The organism is Kordia aestuariivivens (genome assembly GCF_014397005.1).
Lineage (GTDB): Bacteria > Bacteroidota > Bacteroidia > Flavobacteriales > Flavobacteriaceae > Kordia > Kordia aestuariivivens.
In genome coordinates, this window is record NZ_JACGWS010000022.1 from 20,693 (window position 1) to 47,616 (window position 26,924).

The following is a 26,924-nucleotide window of genomic DNA, read 5'->3' on the forward strand; positions in this document are numbered from 1 at the left end:
ATATATTTGTAGTGGCTATTAATCAATTGTAATCTTAATTTGTCTTCAATGATTAAGTAAATTAAGGTAGGTTTGGGGGAACCTAATAAAGTCTGAATGCTGTAACAACAGCTTCAGGCTTTATTTTTTTATAAAGGTTTTGAAAGATACATACTTTTTCGCCTCTAGAAAAATCATTATTCTAAATATAAATCCTTAGTCTGAAGTATCTTTTTTAGTAAGCTCTGATAGTTTTCTGTTTTCCTTTTCAGGAAGAATTCTAAAGTTTGGTTCTTTTAATACACGTTTGTTAGCAATGCTTCTTTCTAGCGAAAGCAATAATGAAGGTAATAATAATAAGTTTGCCAACATTGCAAAGAGTAACGTTGCAGAAACCAATCCGCCCAAAGCGACAGTTCCACCAAAACTAGAAATCATAAATACCGAGAATCCAAAGAATAGCACAATAGACGTGTAAAACATACTTACGCCAGTTTCACGCAATGCTGCATAGACTGATTTGCGAATTTTCCAGTGGTTGCTGCGCAATTCTTGTCGGTACTTCGCTAAGAAATGGATTGTATCATCTACGGAAATTCCAAAAGCGATACTAAATACTAAAATAGTTGATGGTTTGATGGGAACGCCTAAAAAGCCCATCATTCCAGCAGTAATTAATAGTGGTAATAAGTTGGGAACTAATGAAACTAAAATCATTCTGAACGAACGAAATAGATACGCCATAAACAACGAAATCAGAAAGATGGCAAGTGATAACGACATGACTAAGTTGTCCACCAAATATTTAGTTCCTTTAAGGAAAACTAGTGCTTTCCCTGTCACAGTTACATCGTATTTATCTTTAAAAGTATTGTCTATTTTATTTTGTAAATTTTCTTCAATACGCTCCATTTTATCGGTTCCAATATCTTTCATGAACGTTGTAATACGTGCATAACGTCCCGTAGAATCGACAAAGCTTTTCAGTAAATTTGTATCTGATTTGGATTTTCCGGCATACGCCAAAATCCAATTGTTTTCATTAGATGTTGGAAGTGTATAATTCTTCGCAAGTCCACCAAAGTACGCTTGACGCGAATATTTAGCCAAACTCACAATAGACATTGGTTTTGACAATTCGGGTGTTTCTATGATGAGTTCTTCAAACTTATCCATGCGTTTGAGCGTAGAAAGTTTCGTCACTCCATTTTTACGTTTCGTATCAATCAAAATTTCCAATGGCATAATACCGTCGAATTCTTCTTCGAAGAAGCGAATATCTTTAAAGAAGTCAGCACCTTGCGGCATATCTTCTATCAAACTTCCTGAAATCCGTATTTGATAAATTCCAATAATGCTCAATACTAGTAAGCTTACTGATGTAATGTATACAGCAACTCTATGATGACGAACCGTATTTTCCATCCAATTTACAAAGCCACCAATCCAACGTTTGTTTAAGTGATTTAAGTGTTTCTGTTTTGGCAACGCCATATAACTATAGATAATCGGAATGATTAATAGTGATAGGATAAAAATGGCAATGATATTGATGGAAGCAACAATCCCAAACTCTTTTAAAAGTTTACTTTCTGTAATAATAAACGTCGCAAAACCAGCCGCCGTTGTTACGTTGGTCATTAAAGTTGCGTTTCCAATTTTAGAAATAACACGTTGCAATGATTTGGCTTGATTTCCGTGTTTTTTTATTTCTTGCTGATATTTATTAATGAAGAAAATACAATTCGGAATTCCAATAACGATAATTAACGGAGGGATTAATGCTGTTAGTACCGTGATTTCGTAATGCAATAATCCTAAGATTCCAAATGCCCACATCACACCAATGATAACCACAACCATTGAAATAACCGTAGCTCGGAACGATCGGAAGAAGAAGAAAAATATTAAACTCGTTATTAATAATGCCGCGCCAATGAACAAGCTAATTTCGTCTACAATGTTTTGCGAATTCAGCGTACGAATGTATGGCATTCCCGAAACGCGTAAATCGAGTCCGGTTTCTTCTTCAAATTTTTCAATTAGCGGAAGAACTTCGCCATAAATAAAGTTTTTTCTAGTTAAGGTGTTTACAATTTCTTTGTCAAGATATACGGCAGTTCTAATGGTTTGTTCATCATTAAAGAGTAAACTTTCGTAAAAGGGTAGATTGTTGAAGAGTTCGTTTTTTATCTCATCAACCTCTTCTTGTGTTTTTAATTCGCCAGTAACTAAGTTTTCCAGTACAAAACTTTGACTTTCCTCGTCTTTAATGAGCTTTTTAAGATTTTCGGTAGAAATGACTGCATCAACTTCTGGTTTTGCATTAAACCGTTTGCTAAGTCGATTCCAAGCATTAAAATTTTCAGGAGTAAAAAGTGAAGAGTCTTTTACGCCAAGAATAATTAGGTTTCCTTCTTCACCAAAAATATCAAGGAATTTGTTGTATTCTACATTAACAGGATGATTGTCGGGTAATAAGTTGGCTTCCGTATAGGAGAAACGCATGTTTTCCCATTGCATGCCTAAAAAGACAGTAATGCCGGTGATAAGTAGTAAAATTGCAATCCTATTTCTAAGAATTAATCTCGCTACACTTGACCAAAAACGCGTATTTATCCATTTAATCATTGTTCTTCTTTAGCTCGTGCAAATTTAGGAAAAACGAATGAAGTCAGGCTTAAAATCCTAAACTAAAATAATAGGTAAATTTAAACGACAAGTTATCTTCAAATTTTGGTAAATGATATGCACCATATCTGTACATGAAACTCAACCCAAATCCTTTGAATAGTTTGTTTATTTCAAATCCAGATTCAGAATATCCGTGTCGTAGTGAATTGAATTCTTGCCCTAAATGACGTTCAATGTTTTTAGCGTCACCAATAGCAAATCGTGTAATTAATGTCAATTCTGGACGGAATCTTTTTGTAATTTTGAAAGGTTTGAATTGATGTTTCCCTTGAAACATAGCGTATTTGTCCGAGAAAAACTCATTGAAGTACATAGTTTCAAAACTGTTTCTTCCTGCAATGGAGAAACGTTGTAGCAATACATCTTTGTTCGGATTGTTTGGTGATGTATGGTATAAATGCGAAATTGGAATGTCGCCAATACCCAATCCACCTTTTAGTAAGAACGAAGTAACACCTTTGTCAATCGGTCTAATTTCATGTACTATTCTTGCATCAAGCTTGGTATAGTTAAAATCGCCACCAAGCAAACCATTAAAACTTTGTGTCGCTTGGAATGCAAATTGAGGAAATGCTTTTTTGATTTCTGTACGTCCGTGACGCGTTTGCATGTATTCGCTAAACGGATTCCATTGTACTGAAAAGGTAGCTTCTGTAATGTCGTATGCATTAAAAACTTCACCATCATTCACAAAACCGTAATCGTACGTAGATTCTACATTGCTTCTGGAAAGCATCAAGTTTGCGTGTGTTTTAGCGGTAATTTGATGTTCTATGTTTGCAGTCAAGCGTTTGACTTCATAAAATAAATCAATATTGAATAATCGCGGTTCAAACAATGAAAAAGCACGTCTGTCTGTGATAAATCGAGAACTTCCCGTTTCTACCAAATCGTCAGTATACGAAATGCCAAACCAAGTTTGCGTACGTTTGTCCAATCGCGCTGCAGCGCCAACACCAAATTTAAAATCTTTATCACGTGTTCCATAGACTCCGTAACCATTCATTCTATATTTAGTAGAAAAATTTGCATTGGTGACTCCGCCAAGTCCTAATCGGAACGCTTCGTAATTGTTATATTTAAGTAAATAACGTAAGTCTAAATCTATATATTTTGTTGGATAATATCCGCGAAGTAATTTTCGGGCTAAGTAAATATCTTTTTCAACGCCATCTTCTGCAACCACGCTATCTAAAACTACATACGTTTCTTTTCCACGTTGTGTAATGCTGTCGGTCCGGAATTGATTCCAATACATTTCATCTCTGTTGTGTGCTTGATCGTCAATTTCAATAGCTAATCCACGACCTTTAATTTTTACAGGTTCATTGATGGCTAAATCAAAATTTTGTGTTTTTGAACTTAGGTAAATAAAATCGCTTACCTCTTGTTTATTGCTGCGAACCGTATCTGTGCTGTCTTGTGGAGTTCCGCGTTGTACATTGATACTTGCACCAAATAAAGATACAGAATCGTCTGTTTTTCCTTTTTGGATTTGAATTTCTTTGTCGATTGGAAACCAAACTTCAAATGTTTTGTTGTATTCAAAATTTTGAACCGCTTTGATGTCTATGACACCTTTTATTTCTGCAATTCCTTTTTGCAATGCATACGATTCTCTGTCAATGTATAAGATACCTTCCAATCCAGAAGTTTTTCCTTTCTTCTTTGGACTGTAGTAAATCATGTAGGACTCGCGATCGCTATTGGTTACTGTATCTAATATTTTATAATTGTAGGTGGATAAAGCGTTATTGGCTAATGGACTTGCGTACGAAGTTCCAAAAAGTTCATATTGATTTTGGTAAAAAGAGAACGATTGAATTTTAATACCTAAGATTTCGTAAATCGGTTCTTTGAAGCCAGCCATGCGTGTTGCCAAAACCTTTTCGCGCTTTCCTTTGGAGGAACTAAACGAAACTTCACTGACTTTTTCGGTCATGTAAATGTGGCTTCGCGTCATGTCTTTTTTGAAGCTATAATTAGAAGAATCTATTTCTTTGAAGACTAATTTGCCTTCTTTTTTAGTAAAAATGGAATCCAGTTGTCCGTTGATAGAATCAGGACTTGCCGTCACTAAAAGCTTGTTGTATGAATTTAGTTTGAATGAATTCAGTTTGCGTTCAGGATCATTTAGTTTTTTGCGGCTTATCGCATCGCGTAAAATTTGCAGCGCAGGATTTTCCGTATTGTATAAAACAACCGCATCTAGGGATTCTTGTGAAGGTTCTAGTTGTATTTTAAGATATGTTGTGTTTTTTTCAATAGGAATTGTGACGGTTTTGTAACCGATGTATGAAACACGAATGGATGAAATTTCTTTTTCTAAGTTTAGTGTAAACTTTCCTTCTGCATCTGTGATTGTTCCTTTCGTTGGAGAAATAAAAATATTAGCAAATGGTAAAGATTCTTTGGATTGCTTATCGGTAACAACTCCTGAAATTCGTTGTTGCGCAACCGCAGCAATGGATGAGAGTAGTAAAATAAAAATCAATACTGATTTTTTCATCTGTATGGTGTATTTTTTAGTGGTCAGATGGAATTATTACTTGAGTTTTGCAAAGTAAAGTACCTAAACACGCTTATAATCTTCGTCGCAATTATTTTCTGTTCGTTACAACATCGTTCTCAATGGTATTATACTATAACGAATAGAATGGTATAATGTTACAAAAAATAAAGCGACCGCAGGTCGCTTTATTCTTGGTTTATTATAAGTTTAACGTTTTTTAAACCGTCATAATTTCTTTTTCTTTCAACGCTAAGACATCGTCAATCTTTTGAGTGTATGTGTCTGTTAATTTTTGCACATCGATTTCTGCATTTTTCTTAGCATCATCAGAAATCTCTAAGTTTTTGATTTCCTTATTTGCTTCTTGTCGTGCATTTCTAATTCCAATTTTTGCATCTTCACCTTCACCTTTAGCTTGTTTTGCTAAATCTCTACGGCGTTCTTCTGTTAATGCTGGAACGTTGATAATTACCGATTCGCCATTATTCATAGGATTGAATCCAAGGTTTGCGAGCATAATTCCTCTTTCAATTTCTTGAATCATGCTTTTTTCCCAAGGTTGAATCGTAATTGTGCGCGCATCAGTACTGTTTACATTTGCTACTTGCGATAATGGTGTTTGCGAACCATAATAATCAACCATTACATTTGTAAGCATTGCAGGAGAAGCTTTTCCAGCTCTGATTCCTAATAATTGCTTTATTAAATGCGCAATGGCATTATCCATACTTTCTTTCGTAGAATCTATGATAAATTTAATGTCTTCGTCCATATTGTTTAAAATTATTAATGAAAGTGGTCTTCCTACTTTCTCTATATCATTACTAATTTAAAATATTTTTTTGTTATTGTTTGAATAAAATCAAAAACTACGCCATATTTTACCTTACAGGTTTACTTTTGTTCCAATATTTTCTCCAGAAACAACTTTGAGTAAATTCCCTTGCGTATTCATATCAAAAACAATAATAGGTAGTTCGTTTTCTTGACTTAGTGTAAAAGCTGTGGTGTCCATGACTTTAAGTCCTTGCTTTAATACTTCATCAAACGAAATGTGATCAAATTTAATAGCTTTCGTATTCTTTTCAGGATCTTCATTGTAAATACCATCTACACGTGTTCCTTTCAAAATTACGTCGGCATGTACTTCAATGGCACGTAATACAGCCGCAGAGTCTGTAGTAAAATAAGGATTTCCAGTTCCAGCACCAAAAATAACAACACGTCCTTTTTCTAAATGACGAATGGCTTTTCGTTTAATATAGGGTTCTGCAACTTCTTTAATTTCTAAAGCTGTTAGCAAACGCGTATGTACTTGGGCAGCTTCTAAAGCACTTTGTAGTGCCAATCCGTTGATCACTGTTGCAAGCATTCCCATGTGATCTGCTTGTACTCTGTCCATACCATTGCTGGCACCTGCAACACCTCTAAAAATATTTCCACCACCAATCACAATGGCAACTTCGATTCCTAATTCAACTACTTTTTTAATATCTTCTGCGTATTCGGCCAAACGTTTCGGATCTATACCGTATTGTCTTTCGCCCATGAGCGCTTCGCCTGATAATTTGAGTAAAATTCTTTTGTATTGCATTATTTGTTGTGATGAGTTTTGCAAATATAACAAATAATGAAGTGTACAAAAATGTTTTTAGTAGTGTTCCTTATTTTGTTGTGATAGAATTTAGAACATCTTAAAAAAACACAGATTAAAAAGTCGTGTTTTTAAACTTATGATTAGTGATATAACTTTTAGTTTAAACATAAATTTTCTAATCACCACTATTTTTGTAGTTTAATATTTGCATAAATATAAGTTAATTACTACATTCATGATTAACCATAAATCAAATTGTTATGAAAAAGCAAAAATTAAAATTAGGATTACAAAAGTCAAGAATTTCTAACTTACAAACTTTAAATACAGTTAAAGGTGGAAATGGTTCTGACCTCAGTGCATGTATTAAATGCGTTGATACAAGCGTGCACACTGAAAATGAAGATGAATGTAATGAATCTGCAAATTGTCCAGGTAGTGGAGGTTATTTATGTGGTGGATCTGCACGTTTAAATTGCAGTATTCCAACCAACCCCGAGACTCCTTGTTAATAATAAATTACAAACTAAAAAAGGGTTGTCAATTAAATTGATAACCCTTTTTTTATACTAATAACTCCGAAGAGTATATTTTGTTTATCCTAAAGATACACGTTTGAATCCAGTTACATGAACGTCTCCGTAAGAAGCAACATATTTAGCAACCGTAGACTTTTCATCTTTGATGAAGTTTTGGTCTAATAAACATTGCTCTTGGTCTAACGTCGTGTTATCAGAAATGAATCTTTCCATTTTTCCTGGTAAGATACGATCCCAAATTTTCTCTGGTTTTCCTTCTGCAGCTAATTCAGCTTTTGCAGCAGCTTCTGCTTTTGCTAAAACTTCTTCGCTTAACTGAGACATAGAAATGTATTGAGGAACATTTTTCAATGTTTTCCCTAAACGACCTAACTCTTCGTTATCTTTTTCAATAGCAGCAATTCTTGCTTCTGTTTCAGAGGCAACAAATGCAGGGTCAAAATCTTTGTAAGATAATGTCGTTGCTCCCATAGAAGCAATTTGCATCGCTAAGTCTTTTGCTAATGTTTCAGCATTATCAACGTTTGCAGATAATCCAACAACAGCAGCAATTTTATTGATGTGTACGTAAGAACCAACGTAAGGAGCTTCGATTTTTTCAAAACCACTAATGTCAATTTTTTCACCAATAACACCTGTTTGTTCTATTAGTTTATCAGCAACTGTCATTCCACCGAAATCAGCAGCTAAAAATTCTTCTTTTGTATTGTGATCAATAGCCAAGTCAGCAAATTGTTTTGCTAAGGTTACAAAACTTTCGTTTTTACCAACGAAATCAGTTTCACATCCTAAAACAATTGCAACACCAGCAGTATTGTCCGCATTTAATTTAGCAACAGCAACACCTTCAGAAGATTCACGATCTGCTCTTTTAGCAGCAACTTTTTGACCTTTCTTACGAAGAATGTCAATTGCTTTATCGAAATCACCTTCAGCTTCAACTAATGCTTTTTTGCAGTCCATCATTCCTGCACCGGTAGTTTTTCTTAATTTACCTACTTCTGCGGCTGTAATTTTTGCCATTTTATGTGTGTTTTAATGTTTAATACGTTAATTCAGTAGTTTCAAAATCAACAGTAAAACTGCTCATTTATCTTTTATGAATTAACGTATCAACGTTAAATAATAATTATTTTGTTTCGTCTTCTTTTGCTGGAGCTTCCGTTGCAGCTGGAGCAGCAGCTTCAGCTTTTGGAGCTTCTTCCGTTACAACTGGAGCAGGAGCTTCTGCTACAGCTGGTGCTGGAGTTTCTACTACTGCCTTTGGAGCTGGAGTTTCTTTTGCAGCTTTTGGAGCAGCAACTTCTTCTTTATCAGCTTTTTTAGCATCCTTTTCAGCTTTTCTTTCAGATAAACCTTCGATTACTGCATCAGTAACGTGAGTTAAAATATTCTCGATTGATTTAGAAGCATCATCATTTGCAGGAATTACATACTCTACCTGTCTTGGGTCAGAGTTTGTGTCAACCATTGCAAAAATTGGAATGTTTAATTTCTGAGCTTCTTTAATCGCGATGTGTTCACGTTTGATATCAACAACGAATAATGCACCTGGAAGACGTGTCATATCGTTGATTGAACCTAAGTTTTTCTCTAATTTTGCTCTTAAACGATCAACTTGTAAGCGTTCTTTCTTAGATAAAGTTAAGAACGTTCCATCCTTTTTCATTCTATCAATTGAAGCCATTTTTTTAACAGCTTTTCTGATCGTTACAAAGTTAGTTAACATTCCACCTGGCCATCTTTCAGTGATGTAAGGCATGTTAGCTTTCCCTGCTTTTTCAGCAACAATATCTTTTGCTTGTTTTTTGGTAGCTACGAAAAGTATTTTTCTACCAGATGCTGCAATTTTCTTTAAAGCTTCATTCGCTTCTTCAATTTTAGCAGCAGTCTTATATAAGTTGATAATGTGGATTCCATTACGCTCCATGTAGATATACGGCGCCATGTTTGGATCCCATTTTCTTGTCAAGTGTCCAAAGTGTACACCAGCTTCAAGTAAGTCTTTTACTTCTATTTTATTTGCCATTTTTGTAAATAGTTTACGTTCCGTTGTTAGCAATAGGTAAGTAGCAATAATAATTGGTCTTATCTATTTAGATGCTAAACTAATTTTCGCTGTGCGAAACAACGACAACATGATTTTAATTTCAATAATAAATGAACTGTACGTTTTTTTCGAAAAACGACAAAAATTAACGCTTAGAGAACTGGAATTTCTTACGAGCTTTCTTCTGTCCAAATTTCTTACGTTCAACCATTCTTGGATCTCTTGTTAGTAATCCTTCTGGTTTAAGTGCTAATCTGTTTTCAGGATCAATCTCACATAAAACTCTTGAGATTGCCAAACGAACAGCTTCTGCTTGTCCAGTAGATCCACCACCATATACATTTACTTTTACATCGTATGTATCAACTGTTTCTGTTAAAGCGAACGGTTGTTTTACTTTGTACTGTAATGTTGGTGTTGGGAAATACGTTTCAAACGATTTCTTGTTTACGGTAATGTTTCCAGTTCCTGGAGTAACATATACACGTGCAACAGCCGTCTTTCTACGACCAATTTTGTGAATAACTTCCATGTTACATTAAATCATTTAAGTTAGTAAGTGTTGGCTTCTGCGCATCTTGATCGTGCTTTGGTCCAACATAAACTTTTAGGTTACGGAATAATGCGCTACCCAATTTGTTTTTTGGTAACATTCCTTTAACTGATTTTTCCACTAATCTTGCTGGATCTTTTCCGAAAAGTTCCGTTGCAGTTAATGATTTTTGACCACCTGGATAACCTGTGTGACGGATATAAGTTTTGTCCGTCCATTTGTTTCCAGTTAAGATGATTTTCTCTGCATTGATAATAACAACATTATCTCCGCAATCAGCATGTGGTGTGAAGCTAGGCTTGTACTTACCTCTAAGTAGTTTTGCTACCTTAGAAGCCATACGCCCTAGCGTTTGTCCTTCAGCATCAACCAAAACCCATTGCTTATCTGCAGTAGCTTTGTTCGCTGAAATTGTTTTGTAGCTTAATGTGTCCACACTAAATTTATTTAATTATTAAACATTCCTATCTCTTAAAAAGAGTCTGCAAAGGTAAGATTTATTATTTAGATAACAAATACAAAGAGAAGAATCCTGAAATTAGTTAAATGTATTGGTTTTCATCTGCTTACTTTTATTTTGCGATTCTTGCCAGATAGAATTCGTTAGCGATTTATATCTTGTGAGCGAATCTAAAAGTGAAAGCACATTTTAACCAGTTAAAAAATTTCACGAAAACGTAATTTTCCTGCTATCTTTATCAAAATTTTTAGGAATGAAATTTTTACCAAAAATAAAGAAGTTTTTTATGAATACTACAATAATAGTATTGGTAACTTTTGTGTTGTTTGAAATTTTATATAGAAATTCTGTAATCGATTTTTATAAAGCAGAAACTTCACACTTGAACAATGTTGCAGATCTTGAAAAACCTTCCGTAGATTATTTGGTATTTGGCGATTCTTTCTCAGCCACAGCTGCCGATATGAATTATATTGATAAGTTAAAGCGAAACAATCCTAATAAATCGTTCGTAAATGTGAGTGTTCCCGGAATTGGGATTCGGCAAGTGAATACTTTCGCGAAAGCAAAAATTAAAAAACATCAACCTAAAGCAATTATTTACCAAGTATATGTCGGAAACGATTTGACCGATGTTAATCATTTATGGAGTTGGGAAAAGTTTTCTATTGCCAGAAATTTATATTGGGAAGCATCTGATTATTTTTTGAGTTTGTCCTATTTGAATCATAAAGCAACCGTTTTTAGTCCGCGCGTCAACAGCAGAACGCATACCATGGCAACGGATATTTTTTCGATTGATTATTACGATCAGCGAACGAAACGGTTTTTAAGCTTTGATCGTTCGTTTTTTAATAACACGTTGATGCTTAAGGTACCTTTTAAGGAACGTTATGATGCTTGGTTAGAATATATGAAGACTTTCTTGGAAACGGTTTCTAAAGACATTCCTGTGTATATTGTTTGGATTCCACATTGTTCACAAGTAAACGATTTTTATGCAAACAATTTGAATCAGCTAGGCGCCAATTTTGAAGATAAAATGACCATTCAGCAAACCGATTATCCATTCTTCGCGCAAGCTAAAAAGGATTTAAAAGCATTCACAAATGTGACACAATTAAATCCTTTAGAAACTTTTCAAGCGAACGACAATGCTAGTCATCGTTTGTATTTTTCCAACGATCCACACATTAATACTAATGGGAATGTGGTATTGAGTGATTTTTTACAGTCTGAAATTCCTTTTAAAAAGTAATCTTAGTTTTAAGCCACAATGGATTCCTGCCTTCGCAGGAATGACATTTAAGACAATTATTACGCTTCCTTCTCTTCACTAGCTTTATCCAACATTTCTTTCTTAGCTAATAAATTCTTTTGGTAACGACCTTGAACAATGTCAATAATAACTAACGTAATAATGACAAAGTAGAATGTTGTTTTGCTCATTGGTTCAATAGGGTTTCCAAATAAGTGAATATGTGCTAAATGACCACCTTCAGAGAGTAGCATGATTCCGACAATGAACAGTATAAATAATCCCAATACTTCATACATTTTGTTCTTTTGTAAAAAGTCGGATACTTTATCTGCCATTATAATCATTAACAATCCACCTAATACAACGGCAACGGTCATTAAAATAAGCTGCGGCGTTTTGTCCATATCACTCGTTAATGCCATGGCACTTAAAATAGAATCAAACGAGAATACCAAGTTCATAACCACAATCCAAATGATGACACTTTTTACAGATTTCTTTTTTACATTTTCGGTTTTTTCGTGCTCTTTCATCAACATCATGTGCCAAATTTCTTTGACGGCGGTGTAAATGATGAAAATTCCACCTGCTAATACAATTAAACTATGTCCGTTAAAGTCGAACTCCACCAAAGAGTTGCTATGCATGGATAAAAATGGTTCTTGAAAAAACTCGATCAATTGCAGCAACAAAAACAATAATACAATTCGTAAAACAATAGCCAAACCAACGCCCATTTTTCGGACATACGATTGTCTATCTTTTGGTGCTTTTTGCGATTCTAACGAAATATACAATAGGTTGTCAAATCCTAATACGGCTTGTAATAAGACAAGCATAAATAGGGTAAAAAGACTGTCTAAGGTTAAAAGTTGTTCCATGTTTCTTTATATTATTATTGGTTGATTGTTGTTAGTTGTTCAGTTTCAGATACTGTTACAGCTTCGGTTGTTTTTGGTGTCAGCACAGGTTTTAAATATTCAAACATTCTGGCTGCGACCAATTTATTTCCTAGTTCGCCCGTATGACAAAAGTCAAAATAAACCGTTTTTTCAGCATTGTCAAATACATCGCTGATATCCACAAAAGTGGAATCTTTAATCATTGTTGAATCTTTACGAACCGTTTCATACGATAACTTATATAAGTTTTCGTAATATTTTTGATCGTTATAATAGCTTTGTTCAGCTTCTGTTAAGTTCTTTTTTGAATAAATATTCGGCTGCATAAAATTGAACACTTTAAAACCGTATTCGTTCTCTAAGCTTTTTGAAATTTGAACATAACCAACATAGTTTTTTGCAATATCTGTTGCCAATGCATCCGAACGAGAACTTAATTGTTTGTAGGCTGATTTTGTGAATAGTTTGCGCTGCATTGTGGTCACAAATCGGTATAAATTACTCGAATAAATCATTAGTTTAATACGCTTTTTGTAGCTGTGCGCAATTTTAAATTCTTTCTTTCTGTTGTATGCGTTTGTTGGCGATCCGGCTTCGTTGTTTTGATGTGCAGAAATGATTTCGTTTACGCCATCGTAGAAAATAACAATATCAGGAATATTATTTTTTACTAATTCTCGCTGTAGCTGAATATTCTCAGTAACACGTGTGTATCCGTGACAGCCAAAATTGGTTACTTCGACATTCTGATCAGGGAAATTTGTGTGAATTAATTTTGCTAATTTTGATGGAATGGAATGTTCATCTCTTGAACCTGAGCTATACATCGTAGAACCGCCAAAACAGAATATTTTTAAGGCTGTCGCCGAATCTTTTAAGCTAGGATTTGCTGTTTTTCGGAGTCCATTTTCATAAATTGTATTGTGTTTTCCATTCATCGGTTTAAAACGATAATGTAAATACGGTTCCCACATCATATCTTGTTGGCGAAGTTCTCTGAAAATTTCCTTGATAGATTCATCATCCATACCATCACCTTCATACAAGCCACTTGCAATAATGCGTTCAGTGTTTCCATCAATACCACTTTCATCGTGGTAACTATAAAAGATACCCAATCCAATTTCTAACAAAAGAAGAATGATCAGTACATTTCTGAATAATACAAAGGCAAATTTGAGTTTACTTTTCACGAATAAAAGGATTTATAAAATATATTTCAATTTCTTGTTGAGTTGAATCAATACATAACTTGCAATTACTGACAATATAATAGTCACAAAAGTTGTTGCTGTAGGTGACAAAGTAAGCGTATTATAAATTAAAAAAATAATGAATGGATGCACTAAGTAAATCGCAATCGAATATGACGATAATACTTTACTATTCAAATTGGACGTGATTTTGAACGTAAACGCTGCAATTAACAATGCTGGAGCCAAGAATAAATACGAAAGATAGGTGTTTAGAATCGCTTCTCCTGTTATAAAATAATACGTAATCAAATTCTCTGCAACTAAAATAGTTAAGCTTATAATGAGTAGTTTTATGACAAATTGTTTGTTGAGTTTGGTATGAAAATTTGCGCGTCTTATTACATAACCAATGCATAAGAGTGGCAATGCAAAGAGCAAAAAGTTTCGATGTAATGGAGGATAATTGATCAACTTATCTAATGTAGGTTGTTGCTCAAATACATGAAACTGTCCTACATATTGAATGACAATTCCAATTAAAAATAAAACAAAAGCACTTACAATTAATACTTTATTTGACGCATTTCGAAGTTGATATAATACCAATCCGCCAGGGATAAGCGCAGCCAAATACCATAAATGATTAAAGCCAAACACGAATGTTGAAATAATTTTAAATAGATTAAAATCAATTAAGTACACCCAAAAATAGGTATAAATCAACATCCAAACGAGGTATAGAATACCAACGCGTTTTGCCCACGTTTGTATGCGATCATTTTTAAATACGTTAAATAGAAAGAAACCATTCACACAGAAAAAAAATGGAACAGCAATTCTGAAAATTCCGTTTGTCACAATTTGAGATGCTGTTTCACTATATTCAAACAAAAAGCCACAATGTGTGCCAATCACAAATAGTGCAGCTATAATTTTTAAAATATCTAATAATATATTTCGCGAAGTTGTTTGCAAATCTTCTATGATTTTTGAATACTAAAGATATAGTTTTTCTCTTTGACGACACTTTTTTGTAAAATCAACTCAAACGAAAGTCCATTTTCAGAAGCGAGTTGTTTAATGTGTTCAATTTCGCAATCTTCCGATAAAATCATCCAAGTGTTTGGTGCAATATGTGTTGGAAGTTGGGCGAATAGTTTTTTAAAATACTCAAAATCTTCTCCGCAAAACCAAGCACGTTCCTTATCGTTCTGTGGCGCTTTTGGATAATACGGCGGATTTATAATAATATACTCAAAAGTGTGATCCGTTAAATCATCAAACAAATCAGAATACACAACGTTTACGTCAATTTCATTCTTTGCAGCAGCTTCTTTTAGTTCATCAATCGCTATTTGATTGATGTCAGAAGCTGTCACATTTGCACCTTTAGAAGCTGCAAACAACGAGATAATTCCAGAACCACAGCCGAGTTCTAAAAAGCTCTTGTCCGCAATGTTTAATGGTTTTATATGTTCTAAAAGAATTTTGGTGCTTATAGTAAATTTTGGAGGAAATACTTCTTCATTAATCTGTACCGTAATACCTTCATATGTATACTTTCGTTCCTTTACAGTATATTTATCAAAGAAAAATTTCGCAATAGGAAATATGATCTTTCGGAGCTTCTTAAACATATTTCTGAAAATTATTCTGAATAGAAACCTTCAATTTCTGGCTGACGGTATTTCCAAATTTTATGCAAAACCTTAATTTCATAAGGAAATTTATACCAACCATATTTAAAACGGTAGCCCGAAACTAATTTGAGTAACCATTTTTTGTATCCTTTAATTCTAAAATCAGAAGCAGTTGGATAATACCCATTCAACACCGTTTCAAAATTTTGAATCGTATCAATCATATACGGTTTTAACCAAGGTGTCAAAGGATTTCTTCGTAAATCGAATTTTTCCCAACTTGGTTCAATCCATTCTTCTAAGGTTTCTGGAAATGAAAAACCTGCATCTACAATTTGCTGATACAACTCAGAACCTTCTGTTGGCACTGGACTGTATAAGTAAATGATAATTTCAGCATCCGCATTGATCGATTTGATTTCGCGAATAAAGTTAATATCCCACAAAATCTGTTCGTATACTTTTTTCTCGTCTGGTCCAGGTAAGCCCAATACAAACGAAAGTTCAGGAATAATGTCCACATCTTTCATGCGTCTCACAAAATCCTTGATCATTTGACCCGATTGTGTTCCACCTTTATTCATCTGCTTCAACACTTCGTCGTTTCCTGTTTCTGCACCCAAAAACATCATGCGACAACCTGCTTTTCGCATCAAACGCAATTCTTCGTCCGAATATTTATTAATCGTATCAATGCGTCCTTCTCCCCACCATTCAATATTATCATCAATAACGAGTTTGGAAAATTCCATCACACGTTTTTTGGACGTAAAAAAGTTATTATCGTGAAACTCTACGGCGTCAATATTGTAGTTGCGTTTGAAATATTCTATGTCTTTATAAACCGTTGGCGCAGCTTTTGCTTTCCACTTTGCGTTATAAATCGGGACAACCGCACAAAAAGAACAACTAAACGGACAGCCCATACTTGAATGATACGCAAACGTTCTGCGTCCCATAAATGTCTTTGCCAAATAATTTTCTAACGGATAAAACGTATTAAAATATTCGTACGGATATGGTGGTAACGAATCTTGATCGAGCAAAGCTTCTTTCACCGTTTGCACAATCTTACCTTCATCATTCATGAAAATTAAGTTCCGGATCAACATGAGTTTCTCGTCACTTTTTCCTTCCAACACATCTAATAACTGCGGAAATGTATTATCGCCAGGACCGTTGATAATATAATCAACATACCCAGAATTCATACAGGGTTTATATTGGTTCGACGCAAAATAACCGCCCCAAATATTAATGGAACCTGGATACAATTCCTTGATTTTTTTTGCATACGGAATCGCTTGTTTCAATTGCGGACCAGGCATCACTGTCAAACAGAAATACTTAAATTCGCCCGTAGCAAAATACCCAGAAATTTTTTCCCAAGGATCGGTTTCCATGTTTCCATCTACAAAAACATAGTCATATTTTCCATGAATTGCAGCACCAACCTGAATAATAGTATTTGGTAAGCGATGCTTTGCATTGGCACTTCTCGGATTGAATATGATGATCTTATTTCCCATTACTTATTGAATATATCATTTCGATTTGCTAAAATATAACTTGAAAGCTTCTCAGCAAAGATTTGGTTGGCTTTTCCGTTCGGATGTGGGTCTAATTCGTTCACAATGTACTTAAATAGGTTTTTATCCTGAAAAAACTCGGAAACATCTACAAAGTGTAAATTATTTTTTTCAGCTAAATTTTTTACTTTTTGTACGCGAATCGGATCGTAAACGAGATCCATATAAAAAACGAGTCCTTTGCTATTATTTTTGGTGAAAATGTCTTGAAAACCTTGAAACTGTTTGTCAATATATTGTACATGTTCAGTTTCATAAGAAACAGGTTCAGGCGTTTTAGGACTGAGCTTAATTTTTAATAATTTCTTTAAATATGAATCCCAAAACACATTTTTCTTCGGTTTGATGATAAAATCATCCATAGAAAAATCGATTCCAATTCTATAATGATCGTTAGAAGCGCAAAAGCCAATCACAACCAAATCTGGATTGTATTTGAGCGCATTACGTTCCAAGATTGTTTTATAATTTGTCAGTGCATAGCCAGAAACTCCAAAGTTGAACACTTCGTAATTTGTGTTTTGATCTTCCTCGTTTAACAAATTTTCTGTTTGTGCTACATACATATCTTCTTCATACACGCCAGTTCCCATGGTAAATGAATCGCCCAAAATGGCAATTTTTTTAGCATTCGAAGCAACTTCATGATTCCGATCGCGGAAACCTTCTGCATTTGTGTGAAAATCGGCTAACTTGTATTTTGTATCTAAATTTGGAAGTAACTCATATACTAAATCATCTGAATCTGAATATTTCAATAATCCAGCATTGTCTAAAATTCCAAACGAGTTCGTACGTGAATATGAAAACGCCGCGCCGCCAAAAAAGTACACTCTAGCAATCATTTCGCCCAAAAAAGCACTGAGTAAAAGCCCAATTCCGATCGAAATAATTTTAAATTTTAATTGTTTCATACTTAAAAAGAATTACAACAGCAGCTGCATGCAGGCAATAAACCTCCATTTTTTGATAAGGCGGAACGGAATTTTGCTAAAACACGTCCATTCCAAATTTGTTTTAAGTTTTTTTTGTATATGTTTCCTAGTTCTAAATTGTAACATCTACCATGTGCAGGAATCACACTTCCGTCCGATTTAATCATGACATTGGTAAAAACATCATTACACATTTTTCCAATTCTAATTTCTGATTTATCGTAATATTCGTGGAGCTTTTCTTTTGAAGTAATTTCGGGAGAAAAACTCACAGGAAATTTATAATTTTTAGATTTTATCGTGGCAATTTCATCCCAAAGCACATCCAAATCGAAGTTGTCAATATTAACTTCATCTGTATTTGAAGCCGTTGCCGGATATGAATTTGCCCAAATTTCATTGTGTGCATCTGCAACACGTTGTTCTACAAAGTTTGAATGCATAAATCCGATTTGCTGCAATGGATAGTCTTTAAAAAAGTCTAAAAACTCGTTCATGTAGCCAATATTCCACTCGGTAATTACGCAAAAAACACCAATTGTCGCATTCGGATTGATTGTCAAAACTTCTTCTATGCCTTCTATGGCTTTTTGAAATGATTTTTTATGACCTCTAATTTCGTTATGAATATCTTGCGGACCATCTAGTGAAATATATATATTGCTATCGGCCACAATTTTTGCTTTGTGTTTTAGTGTAAGCGCGTTTGTAGTGATAGCACATGCAACTCCTTTTTGTTTGGCGTATTGTAAAGAAGCTTCTAAGTGCGGATATACTAACGGTTCGGTAAATGCATATGCTAATTTTGAATCAGGGTAGTAATTTGCCATTTGATCAATAATTTTTTCAATCAATGGTAATGGCATATTAATTGGATGTGTTCCTACTAAATTTTGCGCAAAATTAGAATCCAAATTCTTCGTTCCAACATCACACATTTTACAATGTAAATTACATACATTATTCACTCCCAAAATAATCCACTCAGGCGCAAACATATATTTGTTTGGCAGTAGCTTTTTATTGCCTTTTTTTAAAGTAGATATGTTCATGGTGTCTTTTTCCTGCGAAATTGTAAAATTACAAATCAAATAGCAAAATTCGTATTTAAATTTACATTTTAAATTGATAAAATCATATAGCTACTTAGAGTAAGTCTAAATAACATTCAATTTTTTTATCATTCTTTAAGATTCTTTTTACAGACACTGTATGTTTGTTTTTGTAGATCAATCATCAAAAGAACTATTTTACTCAAAAAGAGTGTTTTTAAAACCGTTCAAATTTAAAATAGATAAAACATGTATGAATTTTATCACTTTATTTTTTGAATTAAATAATTGGGATTATTATCTATTATTTTAAACCTAACATTCTTTTTAATCTCTTTTATAAATTTTGCGCTCCCAAAATTCATATATTTCGCAGAGTCATCAATTAAAATAAATCCATTCAATTTTAATTTTGAAACTACGTTTTCAAAGTCTTTTTTTGTTTGTTCGTAGGAGTGATTCCCATCAATATAACAAAAAGAAATCTCTTGATGGATACTAAATGCTCTATCAAAAACATCTGTAAATTCATTAGTGGTGTTCCAATTTTTGAAAAAAGCATCAGAAGTTAAATGACACGTGTAAGGTTTTGTGTTTGGATGCAGTAAATTTATAGCATTAATAAATGCATTTTTTATATATGCTGCATACGCTGTTCTAGTTATAGTATCGCTGCCGTCTATATGATTACGGATGGTTCCTTCATGATCTTTAAAACCTTTATAAACCCATGCATCACAACCTATGAAAAGGTGTTTTTTGTTATGTTTATTTAATAAATGTAACATCACATTGGTCGATAAACTAGCATATGATCCTATTTCGAAAATAATACCTTCATTTGGCATATTTTGGATCGCATAATCCATTAAATATATATTGCCTTCATGAAGCATGCCTTCGCCAATTACTGTCGAATTAATTCTTTGTAGAAAAGAATCCTTATGGAGCGTTTTGTATGGTTTTTTTAAAAAAATCAAATCAATACTTGTTGTGGTGAGATTAATCTTAGAAATGGTATTATCATAACTGTGATAATGTCAAAAGTAATATTTTTTTTGGCTTATCTATGCAAAACTTTTATAAAGATTAATACCTCATTTCAATATTTTTAAAAGGAAAGTTTCCAATAATCGCATGTCCTTTTATAGTAACCTCCAGATCTTAGTCCTAGAATACTTTTCTGTAGCTTTAACCAAAATTAATATTTAGAATAGTGTAACTACTTAAAAGTAAATTTATATCGTATTTATTTTTTATGTTTCATACAGCATCTTTTCAGAGAGATTGTATATTTGTTTTGGACACACCAATTATCAAAAGAAATATTTTGCTTAAAAAGTACGTTTTTAAACCACTCAAAAACCTGATTATTATTTTCGGGATTACATTTGTTTTACTCGAAATTGTACTCGCTATTTACATTCGCGTGGCAGAAGTTAAAATAGAATTACCAACGTATACGTTTCAAAATACCCAGAATTTTTGGTTTGATTTGAATGAAGACTTCGGAACACTGCATTTGCCAAATGATGAATATCGACAGAAAAAGTATTGCTTTGATGTGGTGTATACATCAAATTCGAAAGGCTTTCGCGATGTAGAACGAGAAGTTATTAGCAACACTAAAAGAGTAGTTGCTTTAGGCGATTCATTTACAGAAGGAATTGGTGTGAATCTAGAAGATCGATTGACAAACCTGTTAGAAAAAGATAAAAACATTCCACATTTGAATTTTGGTTTGGCAGGGAATTTTGGACCAACGCAATATTTTATGTTGTATAAAACGCTTGCGCGAAAATATTCGCATGAAGCCGTTTTAGTGGGAATTTTGCCTTCCAATGATTTTATTGATGACGATTACGAAATTGCGTTAAAAGTTGCTGGCGATCGGTACAAGCCATTTTTAAATGGTACTTATCCTAACTATGAATTGGAATATCATACAGATAGTATTCAGAAGTCAAAAGCGCGACCACGAAAGCAAGGATTTATTCATAAAACATTAAAGAATTTTACCAATTCATACAATATGTATCGCTATTTACGTGTGATGCGCAGGGTAAAAGCAATTCCACAAGATGAATTGTTAGACGCGTCCAAAGTGCCGAGCTATTTCAATTATACAGAGAAACAATTCAATCGCATGCGCTATTCGATAGAAGTCATTAAAAAACTGGCGGGAGATCGCCCAGTAATGATCTATAGCATTCCGATTGAAAAAGAAATCAAAGCGTATCGCGAACACGGAAAAAACTCGCTTGGAGAACGCTTGAAAGCGGTTTGTGACAGTATTAATGTTGAATATTTAGACTTGTTACCAAAAACAGAAAGCTTTACAACGGAAGAGTACGAAGCCTTGTTTTTATCCTGTGATGGACATTGGAGTGAAGCTGGAAATGCATTCGCGAAAAAGCATATTGAATCTTATTTTACGTATTATAAAAAATGATCAACTTCCTCAAAAAACACCAAGATCAACTTGGGTTGCTGCTTTTGTGGTTGGTCATTATCGCAATCATAAATCCGATGGGCGATTTCCCACTGAATGACGATTGGTGCTATGGAAAATCTGTCAAAACTTTACTAGAAGATGGGTATTTGAAACTCTATAATTGGGGAGAAATGACCTTGGTTGGACACGTATATTGGGGCTATTTCTTTACCAAAGTCTTTGGGTTTTCGTTCACCGTTTTGCGCTTTTCTACCTTAGTCATGGGATTCGCGACAATTCTCGGAATTTACGAACTCTGCAAACTTGCTAATGTTTCGCGTTGGATGACATTGTTCGGAACGATTTTATGCATGATGAATCCGATATTTCTCTCGTTGTCGTTTTCGTTTATGACGGATATTCCTTTTTATTGCGTCACTATTTGGGCATTTTACTTTTTCGCGAAAGCAATTAAAACCGATAATTGGCAACCGATGTATTGGGCAGTTTTCTTTTGTTGTTGGGCATTTCTCATTCGACAATTGGCGTGGGTTTTCCCGATTGTTTGGTTGATAACGGTGTTGCTGACGAAAAAACGAACTGTGCAACATCTCGCGAAAGCAATGGCACCTTTAGCAATTTTATTTGTCTTCTCGTTGGTGTTTTCATACATTATGGAATCGAATGATTTGTTGCAAGAACGTTACAATTCCAAGTTCAATTTGATGCTAGATAGTATCTTCCATGTTGATAAAGTAATCATCATTAATTCGATATCATATTTCTTTCGATGTATGGCGTATTTAGGGTTTTTATTAGCGCCAATTCATTTGATATATTTCAATCGGTACAAGTTTAAAGGCTATAAAATTTCAGCTATTATTTGGACACTATTGGTCACCGCATTTTTAATTAAAAGTAGAAAAGTATTACCAAGCCTAGATAACATTTGGATTGATTTCGGTGTTGGACCCACTACATTAGCCGATCACGCAGGAAACTTTACCACAAGTCCGTCGCCACGCGCGCCTGAATTGTTTTGGCAAATCGTCACGGTAATTGGTGTGTTTTCGAGTGTTGTGTTGCTTTTCAATATCAGAACAATTATAGTTTCTACCTTCAAGAAAAAAGCAATTTCGCCAATCGTTGTCTTATCGTTTGTGTTTTATGTCGTGTATTTAACGCCATTTTTAATTGTTGGCGTATATGACAGATATTTATTGCCGTTGTTTCCCATTGCGATTGTTTTTATCGGTACGAATTCACAAAAAGTTCCTCAAAAAATCTATCAATATTTCGCGTTTGGTTTTCTCGGATTGCTCACTTGGTTTTCAGTTGCTGCAACGCACGATTATTTATCGTGGAATCGCGTTCGTTGGAATGCACTCAGCGAACTTACAGATTTAGGAATTCCCAAAAATCACATTAATGGTGGCGTAGAATATGTCACATGGAATTTCTTTTCGGAAGAAAAAGAAAAATGGTGGGAAAGCGTTACGCCGATTTACAAACTGGTTTTTAAACCCAACAAAGACGAACAAGTGATTCAGGAATATAGGTATTCACGTTGGTTGCCTGGTGATGGTGTTATGTATTTGGTTGAGGATTTGGAGTTGGTGGAGTAGTGGGTAGTTTTTTAAAAAAGTAAAAAGCCCCGAAAAGGGCTTTTATATATTGAGTTTTATAATGGTTAATATTGTTGGCAGCGGTTTTTTAACTCGTTTTTTTATAGTATTTTTCAGAATACTCAGTTAATAAATTATCTATGTCTAATTTATGTGCATTAATAAATTCTTGAATTTTTTCATCGGAAAGTGAATCTATCTCATATTTGTTGAACTCTTTAAAAAAACCTTTTACACTATTTCTCAGATTTCTTAGTTTACCTCTTCTCAATATTTCAACTTTATGTGTGAAATCAGCGTGATAAGAAACAGTTTTAGTAGGTATTATTAGTATTCTTTTTACTGGCGAATCGTTGTATTGATTTTCAAACCATCCTGAATGAGTATTCATTTGACCGACTTCATTTTTATTCACTTCTTGTCTTTCAACGTTTACTTCGCTTTTGCATTCAAAAATAAAATATTGATTCCCTACTCCACACCATAAATTGTCAGGTCCCTTTTTGAATTCTTTATCTGGTCTTTCACTTAAGAAGCCAAGCATTAACCCTAATTCTTTTAAAGCTGTCTCAAATTTTTCAGCAGTTGTTCCAAATTCTAAATCGGATAGTACTTCTTCAACTGATAACATCAATTCTTCAAAGTTTTTATGATTTTTTATCCAATCTACAATTCGTTTAGTCCTATTTTCATTAACATACTCTAATTTTTTATAAGTAATTCCTTCGCTAGGTTTTAGTAGTTCGTTGTTTTTAAGAAATGCACTTTTTTGAAGACTATTAGAATCTGTTTTACTTTGTAAAAACTTGTACCTAGCCATTATTTGCAGATACCATCCTTTTTCACTATCATCATCACAATGATTGTCAATTATTTGCTGTATTAAATCGCTGGCTTTTTCATAATCTCCTGCGTAGTTCATCACAGCTGCTTTTCTTTCTAATGTTAAAACATTATATATTTTACTTGAAGAATTATTTGGCTGAATTTTATTCATTTCTTCTTTGTAAAACTCTTTCCAACCTTCATCTCGTTGCAAACTTTGTTTCATAAGAGACTTTACAACTTCAAATGGCTCATTATCACTCGAAACTTCATCAGATGCCATTTGAGCTATTTCCATACCAATTTCAATTTGCTGTTTGGTTTGTGGTGAGAAGTATTTATTGGTTCTTGAACTCTTGATGAATCTTATTAAATCAGCTCCAATTATAAGTATTAAACAATAATCTTTTTCACCTCTTACACTCCTACCCAAACCTTGCTCTATTTTTTGAGCAATTTTGATGTTGATAGAGTCACTATTCATTCGATTTGATTCCTCATATCTATCTGAAAGAGAGTAGAAAAAAGGTCTCCCATCTAATACTAGAATTCTACAAGTCTCATCTGGTAAGTCGATACCATCATATCTATTAGCGAAAACAATAGTTTGTTTAAACTTTCCTTTTTTTAGATGGTCAACTGCCGCAGAAATTTCATTAGATTTTGGAACAATAGACTTAAGGTTTTCATAAGTTTTTGATTTACTAAATGAAGAAACTAAAGAAACTACCCCATAATTTTTGTCAGATGGTTTAGCTAGAGTATTAACCATTTTATCTCTATCCAAACTTTCGTCTACTAGTGAAGGAATAACAAGCATTTTCTCTCCTGACCATATTTGGTTTGGATTGTCTAACGGATTTTTAATTGCATCTGAATTAAATCCAAGCCCTTTTATGAAAAATGAATCATCTTGTGTTGTAGCTGACATTAATATTCTTTGACTAGCTTTATGAAATGATGAGAATTTTTCAATAGGAATATGTATTGGTGTGATTTCTATATTTTGACCAGAAATAAATGCTTGACAATTTTTTATGCTATCCTTTATGAATGGCCAAGAAAACATTATCGATAGCTCTTCTCGATAATTAGAAAGTATTTGAAGGACTTCTTCTGATTTTTCAATCCAATTCCAATATGGTATTGGTAAAAAAGAATTATAATCTCCATTCTCAATTTCTAGAAATGTACCTTCTCCTTGTTCAGGAAGCGCATCTCTAAAAAGTTCAAATAATTTTTTATAAGCAGAGTGTTCATTATCTAAGCTAATTGTAAAAGTATTTCGAATAGAATCAATACAAGCGTGAGAATCATCTAAAATCACGTTCTCAACATAAATAAAGTCATTTCCCAATCCGAAAATAGTTTTACCATTGAAAACTTTCTGAACATGAGTTATCAGCATTTTTTCTCCATCAATAAATTCATTAGGTAAAGAGTTATCCTCACCAATTGTACAGTAACTTATTCCAAATTTTTTTGCGTCTCTTCTTACTTGTTGAACGAGATAAATATTTGGGCAAATAAATAGACAAGGACCTTCGTCAGAATTAATTTTTGATTGAAGTATTAAAAGGCCAATTAAAGTTTTTCCTTCTCCTGTATGTAGTTTAATAATTAAATCTTTCTGATTCTTCCGAGATTCATACCATTCAGAAAGAATTTTATGTTGAGCTGGTCTCAATGGTCCTGCAATACTTCTTCTATCCAATGAGTCGTATATCTCTATTGGATTTGTTTTCTTTTCAATTTCTGACTTATTAAGTCTTTTTCTAAAGTCTACCATTTATATTTTGTAAAATTTTACTTAACAATATGTAAAGATTTTTCATAAAAGTAAGCTAAAGGTTACACCTGTGCAATGTGGTTTCCCGTAATTGGTGCTTAAAACGTTAAAAATGAAGTATAATTAAGAAAAATTTCTAGTTATTAAGGTTACTAGAATCGAGTAGATTCCTGCCTTCGCAGGAATGACAAAAAGTAGTAAAATAAACCCTACCGTCGCAACACTTTCGGATACGAAATAATAAACTTTGCACCAAGTGTACCACTAGATTCTATCTTAATCTTTCCTTGGTGTTTTTCAATAATCTTTTTTACGATGGCAAGCCCAATTCCGGTGCTTTCATACGTGTCTTTTTCAGTGAGTGTCTGAAATACTTCAAAGATTTTTTGATGATATTTAGGAATAATGCCAGGTCCATTGTCTTCAAATGTAATTTCATAAGACTCTGGTTTTTCGGTACTTGAAACACAAATTTCACAAACGTCTTTGTCATTGTATTTTACGGCGTTGCTGATCAAGTTTGAGACGAGTTGTGATAACTGTACCTTATCTCCATTGACGATGGGAAGTTTTCCTTTGGTTGTGAAATTTATAGTTGGTACGTTTTGGTAATTTTTGAATTCTTCCCGGATCATTAAATTCAAGTCAATAGATTCGAGTTTAATTTTCCCAATTTTCGAATAATTCAAGATGCCATTAATTAAGTTTTCGAGACGTTCCACGCGGCTTTGCATGGTTGCTATGTGATTGTGCACTTCATCCGTTTCGCCAGCTTCTAAGTCTTCTTTTATAAAAGAAGCCAAACTCGAAATTCCTCTCAACGGTGCTTTTAAGTCATGTGAAGTTATATAGGCAAACTGTTCAAGCTCTTTGTTCTTTAATTCGGTATCATCCAAATTTTGGTGGAGTTCCTTTAGTTTTGTAAAGCTGTCCAGTCCGGTACGAACTACCAAAAAAACAAACAATGATCCCATAAAAAAGATCACTCCCGAAAGGAACGCGAGTAATTCAGTTTCACCCAAAATAACGACAACCGCTACTACCAAATACCCAACTAAGAATAGTAACATTAATAAACGCAGCTTTTTCCAATTCCTTTTTAGTTCGCTATTTGGAAGAATATTGAATATCTTTTGTGTGTACCTCGCACTCATCAACATAATGAAAGCTCCCAAAAGAATCAGCGCTGCTATAACGTAATTAGAAAAGTTCATGAGGTGTATTTAAAAGTAGGTTTTAAAATTTTAATTTGTTAGTCGGTTTGCTAAGATATGGTAGGAACTTTTATCTAA

The 26,924-nt window shown here is 33.7% G+C and carries 22 protein-coding genes; 4 read left to right on the plus strand and 18 right to left on the minus strand.

Annotated features, from left to right (window positions below; all coding sequences use genetic code 11):
• Positions 1 to 195: 195 nt before the first annotated feature.
• The 4 genes from H2O64_RS23040 to pyrH form a co-directional block, all read right to left on the minus strand.
• On the minus strand, positions 196 to 2,610 hold the full coding sequence (locus H2O64_RS23040; protein ID WP_187564602.1) for an efflux RND transporter permease subunit: 2,415 nt from the start codon (positions 2,608 to 2,610) through the stop codon (positions 196 to 198).
• A gap of 49 nt (positions 2,611 to 2,659) precedes the next feature.
• Complete coding sequence (locus H2O64_RS23045) at positions 2,660 to 5,182, minus strand: DUF5686 and carboxypeptidase-like regulatory domain-containing protein (RefSeq protein ID WP_187564603.1); 2,523 nt, start codon at positions 5,180 to 5,182, stop codon at positions 2,660 to 2,662.
• A 220-nt stretch (positions 5,183 to 5,402) separates the two neighbouring features.
• Entirely contained in the window at positions 5,403 to 5,957 is a 555-nt protein-coding gene (gene frr / locus H2O64_RS23050) for a ribosome recycling factor (RefSeq protein WP_187564604.1), read from the minus strand.
• A gap of 114 nt (positions 5,958 to 6,071) precedes the next feature.
• Positions 6,072 to 6,779: a UMP kinase gene (gene pyrH, locus H2O64_RS23055; protein ID WP_187564605.1), complete on the minus strand. Its 708-nt coding sequence runs from the start codon at positions 6,777 to 6,779 to the stop codon at positions 6,072 to 6,074.
• Between the two features lie 263 nt (positions 6,780 to 7,042).
• Here pyrH and H2O64_RS23060 point away from each other — a divergent pair, with 263 nt between their 5' ends.
• On the plus strand, positions 7,043 to 7,294 hold the full coding sequence (locus H2O64_RS23060) for a hypothetical protein (protein WP_187564606.1): 252 nt from the start codon (positions 7,043 to 7,045) through the stop codon (positions 7,292 to 7,294).
• Positions 7,295 to 7,378: 84 nt separating this feature from the next.
• Here H2O64_RS23060 and tsf read toward each other — a convergent pair whose 3' ends face one another.
• The 4 genes from tsf to rplM all read right to left on the minus strand — a co-directional run bounded on the left by tsf (position 7,379) and on the right by rplM (position 10,360).
• Complete coding sequence (gene tsf / locus H2O64_RS23065) at positions 7,379 to 8,344, minus strand: translation elongation factor Ts (RefSeq protein WP_187564607.1); 966 nt, start codon at positions 8,342 to 8,344, stop codon at positions 7,379 to 7,381.
• Positions 8,345 to 8,450: 106 nt separating this feature from the next.
• Positions 8,451 to 9,350, minus strand: a complete 900-nt coding sequence (gene rpsB / locus H2O64_RS23070; RefSeq protein WP_187564608.1) for a 30S ribosomal protein S2 — start codon at positions 9,348 to 9,350, stop codon at positions 8,451 to 8,453.
• A 166-nt stretch (positions 9,351 to 9,516) separates the two neighbouring features.
• Positions 9,517 to 9,903: a 30S ribosomal protein S9 gene (gene rpsI / locus H2O64_RS23075; RefSeq protein WP_187564609.1), complete on the minus strand. Its 387-nt coding sequence runs from the start codon at positions 9,901 to 9,903 to the stop codon at positions 9,517 to 9,519.
• A gap of 1 nt (position 9,904) precedes the next feature.
• Positions 9,905 to 10,360: a 50S ribosomal protein L13 gene (gene rplM / locus H2O64_RS23080; protein WP_187564610.1), complete on the minus strand. Its 456-nt coding sequence runs from the start codon at positions 10,358 to 10,360 to the stop codon at positions 9,905 to 9,907.
• Between the two features lie 310 nt (positions 10,361 to 10,670).
• Between rplM and H2O64_RS23085 the strand changes: the two genes are divergently transcribed.
• A complete protein-coding gene (locus tag H2O64_RS23085; protein WP_187564611.1) occupies positions 10,671 to 11,642 on the plus strand; it encodes a hypothetical protein in 972 nt (323 codons plus the stop codon).
• Between the two features lie 59 nt (positions 11,643 to 11,701).
• Here the strand turns inward: H2O64_RS23085 and H2O64_RS23090 are convergent, their stop codons facing one another.
• The 8 genes from H2O64_RS23090 to H2O64_RS23125 form a co-directional block, all read right to left on the minus strand.
• Positions 11,702 to 12,526, minus strand: a complete 825-nt coding sequence (locus H2O64_RS23090; protein WP_187564612.1) for a TerC family protein — start codon at positions 12,524 to 12,526, stop codon at positions 11,702 to 11,704.
• 14 nt (positions 12,527 to 12,540) lie between these two features.
• Positions 12,541 to 13,740 (minus strand): SGNH/GDSL hydrolase family protein, encoded by a 1,200-nt coding sequence (locus H2O64_RS23095; protein WP_187564613.1) that lies wholly within the window; start codon positions 13,738 to 13,740, stop codon positions 12,541 to 12,543.
• A 12-nt stretch (positions 13,741 to 13,752) separates the two neighbouring features.
• Positions 13,753 to 14,718, minus strand: coding sequence for an acyltransferase (locus tag H2O64_RS23100; protein ID WP_187564614.1), 966 nt, complete (start codon positions 14,716 to 14,718; stop codon positions 13,753 to 13,755).
• Positions 14,719 to 14,723: 5 nt separating this feature from the next.
• On the minus strand, positions 14,724 to 15,380 hold the full coding sequence (locus H2O64_RS23105; protein ID WP_187564615.1) for a methyltransferase: 657 nt from the start codon (positions 15,378 to 15,380) through the stop codon (positions 14,724 to 14,726).
• A gap of 11 nt (positions 15,381 to 15,391) precedes the next feature.
• The gene (locus tag H2O64_RS23110) at positions 15,392 to 16,912 is read right to left on the minus strand and encodes a B12-binding domain-containing radical SAM protein (protein ID WP_187564616.1); all 1,521 of its coding nucleotides are present in this window, start codon (positions 16,910 to 16,912) and stop codon (positions 15,392 to 15,394) included.
• On the minus strand, positions 16,912 to 17,886 hold the full coding sequence (locus H2O64_RS23115) for an SGNH/GDSL hydrolase family protein (protein WP_187564617.1): 975 nt from the start codon (positions 17,884 to 17,886) through the stop codon (positions 16,912 to 16,914). The genes H2O64_RS23110 and H2O64_RS23115 overlap by 1 nt, the downstream gene beginning before the upstream one ends.
• 2 nt (positions 17,887 to 17,888) lie before the next feature.
• Positions 17,889 to 18,959, minus strand: a complete 1,071-nt coding sequence (locus tag H2O64_RS23120; protein WP_187564618.1) for a radical SAM protein — start codon at positions 18,957 to 18,959, stop codon at positions 17,889 to 17,891.
• 263 nt (positions 18,960 to 19,222) lie between these two features.
• Complete coding sequence (locus tag H2O64_RS23125) at positions 19,223 to 19,939, minus strand: class I SAM-dependent methyltransferase (RefSeq protein WP_187564619.1); 717 nt, start codon at positions 19,937 to 19,939, stop codon at positions 19,223 to 19,225.
• 350 nt (positions 19,940 to 20,289) lie between these two features.
• Here H2O64_RS23125 and H2O64_RS23130 point away from each other — a divergent pair, with 350 nt between their 5' ends.
• Entirely contained in the window at positions 20,290 to 21,411 is a 1,122-nt protein-coding gene (locus H2O64_RS23130; protein WP_187564620.1) for an SGNH/GDSL hydrolase family protein, read from the plus strand.
• On the plus strand, positions 21,408 to 23,018 hold the full coding sequence (locus H2O64_RS23135; RefSeq protein ID WP_187564621.1) for a glycosyltransferase family 39 protein: 1,611 nt from the start codon (positions 21,408 to 21,410) through the stop codon (positions 23,016 to 23,018). The genes H2O64_RS23130 and H2O64_RS23135 overlap by 4 nt, the downstream gene beginning before the upstream one ends.
• Before the next feature lie 88 nt (positions 23,019 to 23,106).
• On the opposite strand, the gene H2O64_RS23140 is transcribed toward H2O64_RS23135, so the two are convergent.
• Together H2O64_RS23140 and H2O64_RS23145 are read right to left on the minus strand one after the other, a co-directional pair.
• Entirely contained in the window at positions 23,107 to 25,632 is a 2,526-nt protein-coding gene (locus H2O64_RS23140; RefSeq protein WP_187564622.1) for a DEAD/DEAH box helicase family protein, read from the minus strand.
• Between the two features lie 209 nt (positions 25,633 to 25,841).
• Positions 25,842 to 26,702, minus strand: coding sequence for a sensor histidine kinase (locus H2O64_RS23145; protein WP_235983013.1), 861 nt, complete (start codon positions 26,700 to 26,702; stop codon positions 25,842 to 25,844).
• Between the last annotated feature and the right edge of the window lie 222 nt (positions 26,703 to 26,924).

Excerpts from the sequence above, each read along its gene's own strand:
- H2O64_RS23040 (WP_187564602.1), bottom strand. The coding sequence starts at position 2,610 with ATGATTAAATGGATAAATACGCGTTTTTGGTCAAGTGTAGCGAGATTA.
- H2O64_RS23045 (WP_187564603.1), bottom strand. The coding sequence starts at position 5,182 with ATGAAAAAATCAGTATTGATTTTTATTTTACTACTCTCATCCATTGCT.
- frr (WP_187564604.1), bottom strand. The coding sequence starts at position 5,957 with ATGGACGAAGACATTAAATTTATCATAGATTCTACGAAAGAAAGTATG.
- pyrH (WP_187564605.1), bottom strand. The coding sequence starts at position 6,779 with ATGCAATACAAAAGAATTTTACTCAAATTATCAGGCGAAGCGCTCATG.
- H2O64_RS23060 (WP_187564606.1), top strand. The coding sequence starts at position 7,043 with ATGAAAAAGCAAAAATTAAAATTAGGATTACAAAAGTCAAGAATTTCT.
- tsf (WP_187564607.1), bottom strand. The coding sequence starts at position 8,344 with ATGGCAAAAATTACAGCCGCAGAAGTAGGTAAATTAAGAAAAACTACC.
- rpsB (WP_187564608.1), bottom strand. The coding sequence starts at position 9,350 with ATGGCAAATAAAATAGAAGTAAAAGACTTACTTGAAGCTGGTGTACAC.
- rpsI (WP_187564609.1), bottom strand. The coding sequence starts at position 9,903 with ATGGAAGTTATTCACAAAATTGGTCGTAGAAAGACGGCTGTTGCACGT.
- H2O64_RS23085 (WP_187564611.1), top strand. The coding sequence starts at position 10,671 with ATGAATACTACAATAATAGTATTGGTAACTTTTGTGTTGTTTGAAATT.
- H2O64_RS23090 (WP_187564612.1), bottom strand. The coding sequence starts at position 12,526 with ATGGAACAACTTTTAACCTTAGACAGTCTTTTTACCCTATTTATGCTT.
- H2O64_RS23105 (WP_187564615.1), bottom strand. The coding sequence starts at position 15,380 with ATGTTTAAGAAGCTCCGAAAGATCATATTTCCTATTGCGAAATTTTTC.
- H2O64_RS23110 (WP_187564616.1), bottom strand. The coding sequence starts at position 16,912 with ATGGGAAATAAGATCATCATATTCAATCCGAGAAGTGCCAATGCAAAG.
- H2O64_RS23115 (WP_187564617.1), bottom strand. The coding sequence starts at position 17,886 with ATGAAACAATTAAAATTTAAAATTATTTCGATCGGAATTGGGCTTTTA.
- H2O64_RS23120 (WP_187564618.1), bottom strand. The coding sequence starts at position 18,959 with ATGAACATATCTACTTTAAAAAAAGGCAATAAAAAGCTACTGCCAAAC.
- H2O64_RS23135 (WP_187564621.1), top strand. The coding sequence starts at position 21,408 with ATGATCAACTTCCTCAAAAAACACCAAGATCAACTTGGGTTGCTGCTT.
- H2O64_RS23140 (WP_187564622.1), bottom strand. The coding sequence starts at position 25,632 with ATGGTAGACTTTAGAAAAAGACTTAATAAGTCAGAAATTGAAAAGAAA.
- H2O64_RS23145 (WP_235983013.1), bottom strand. The coding sequence starts at position 26,702 with ATGTTACTATTCTTAGTTGGGTATTTGGTAGTAGCGGTTGTCGTTATT.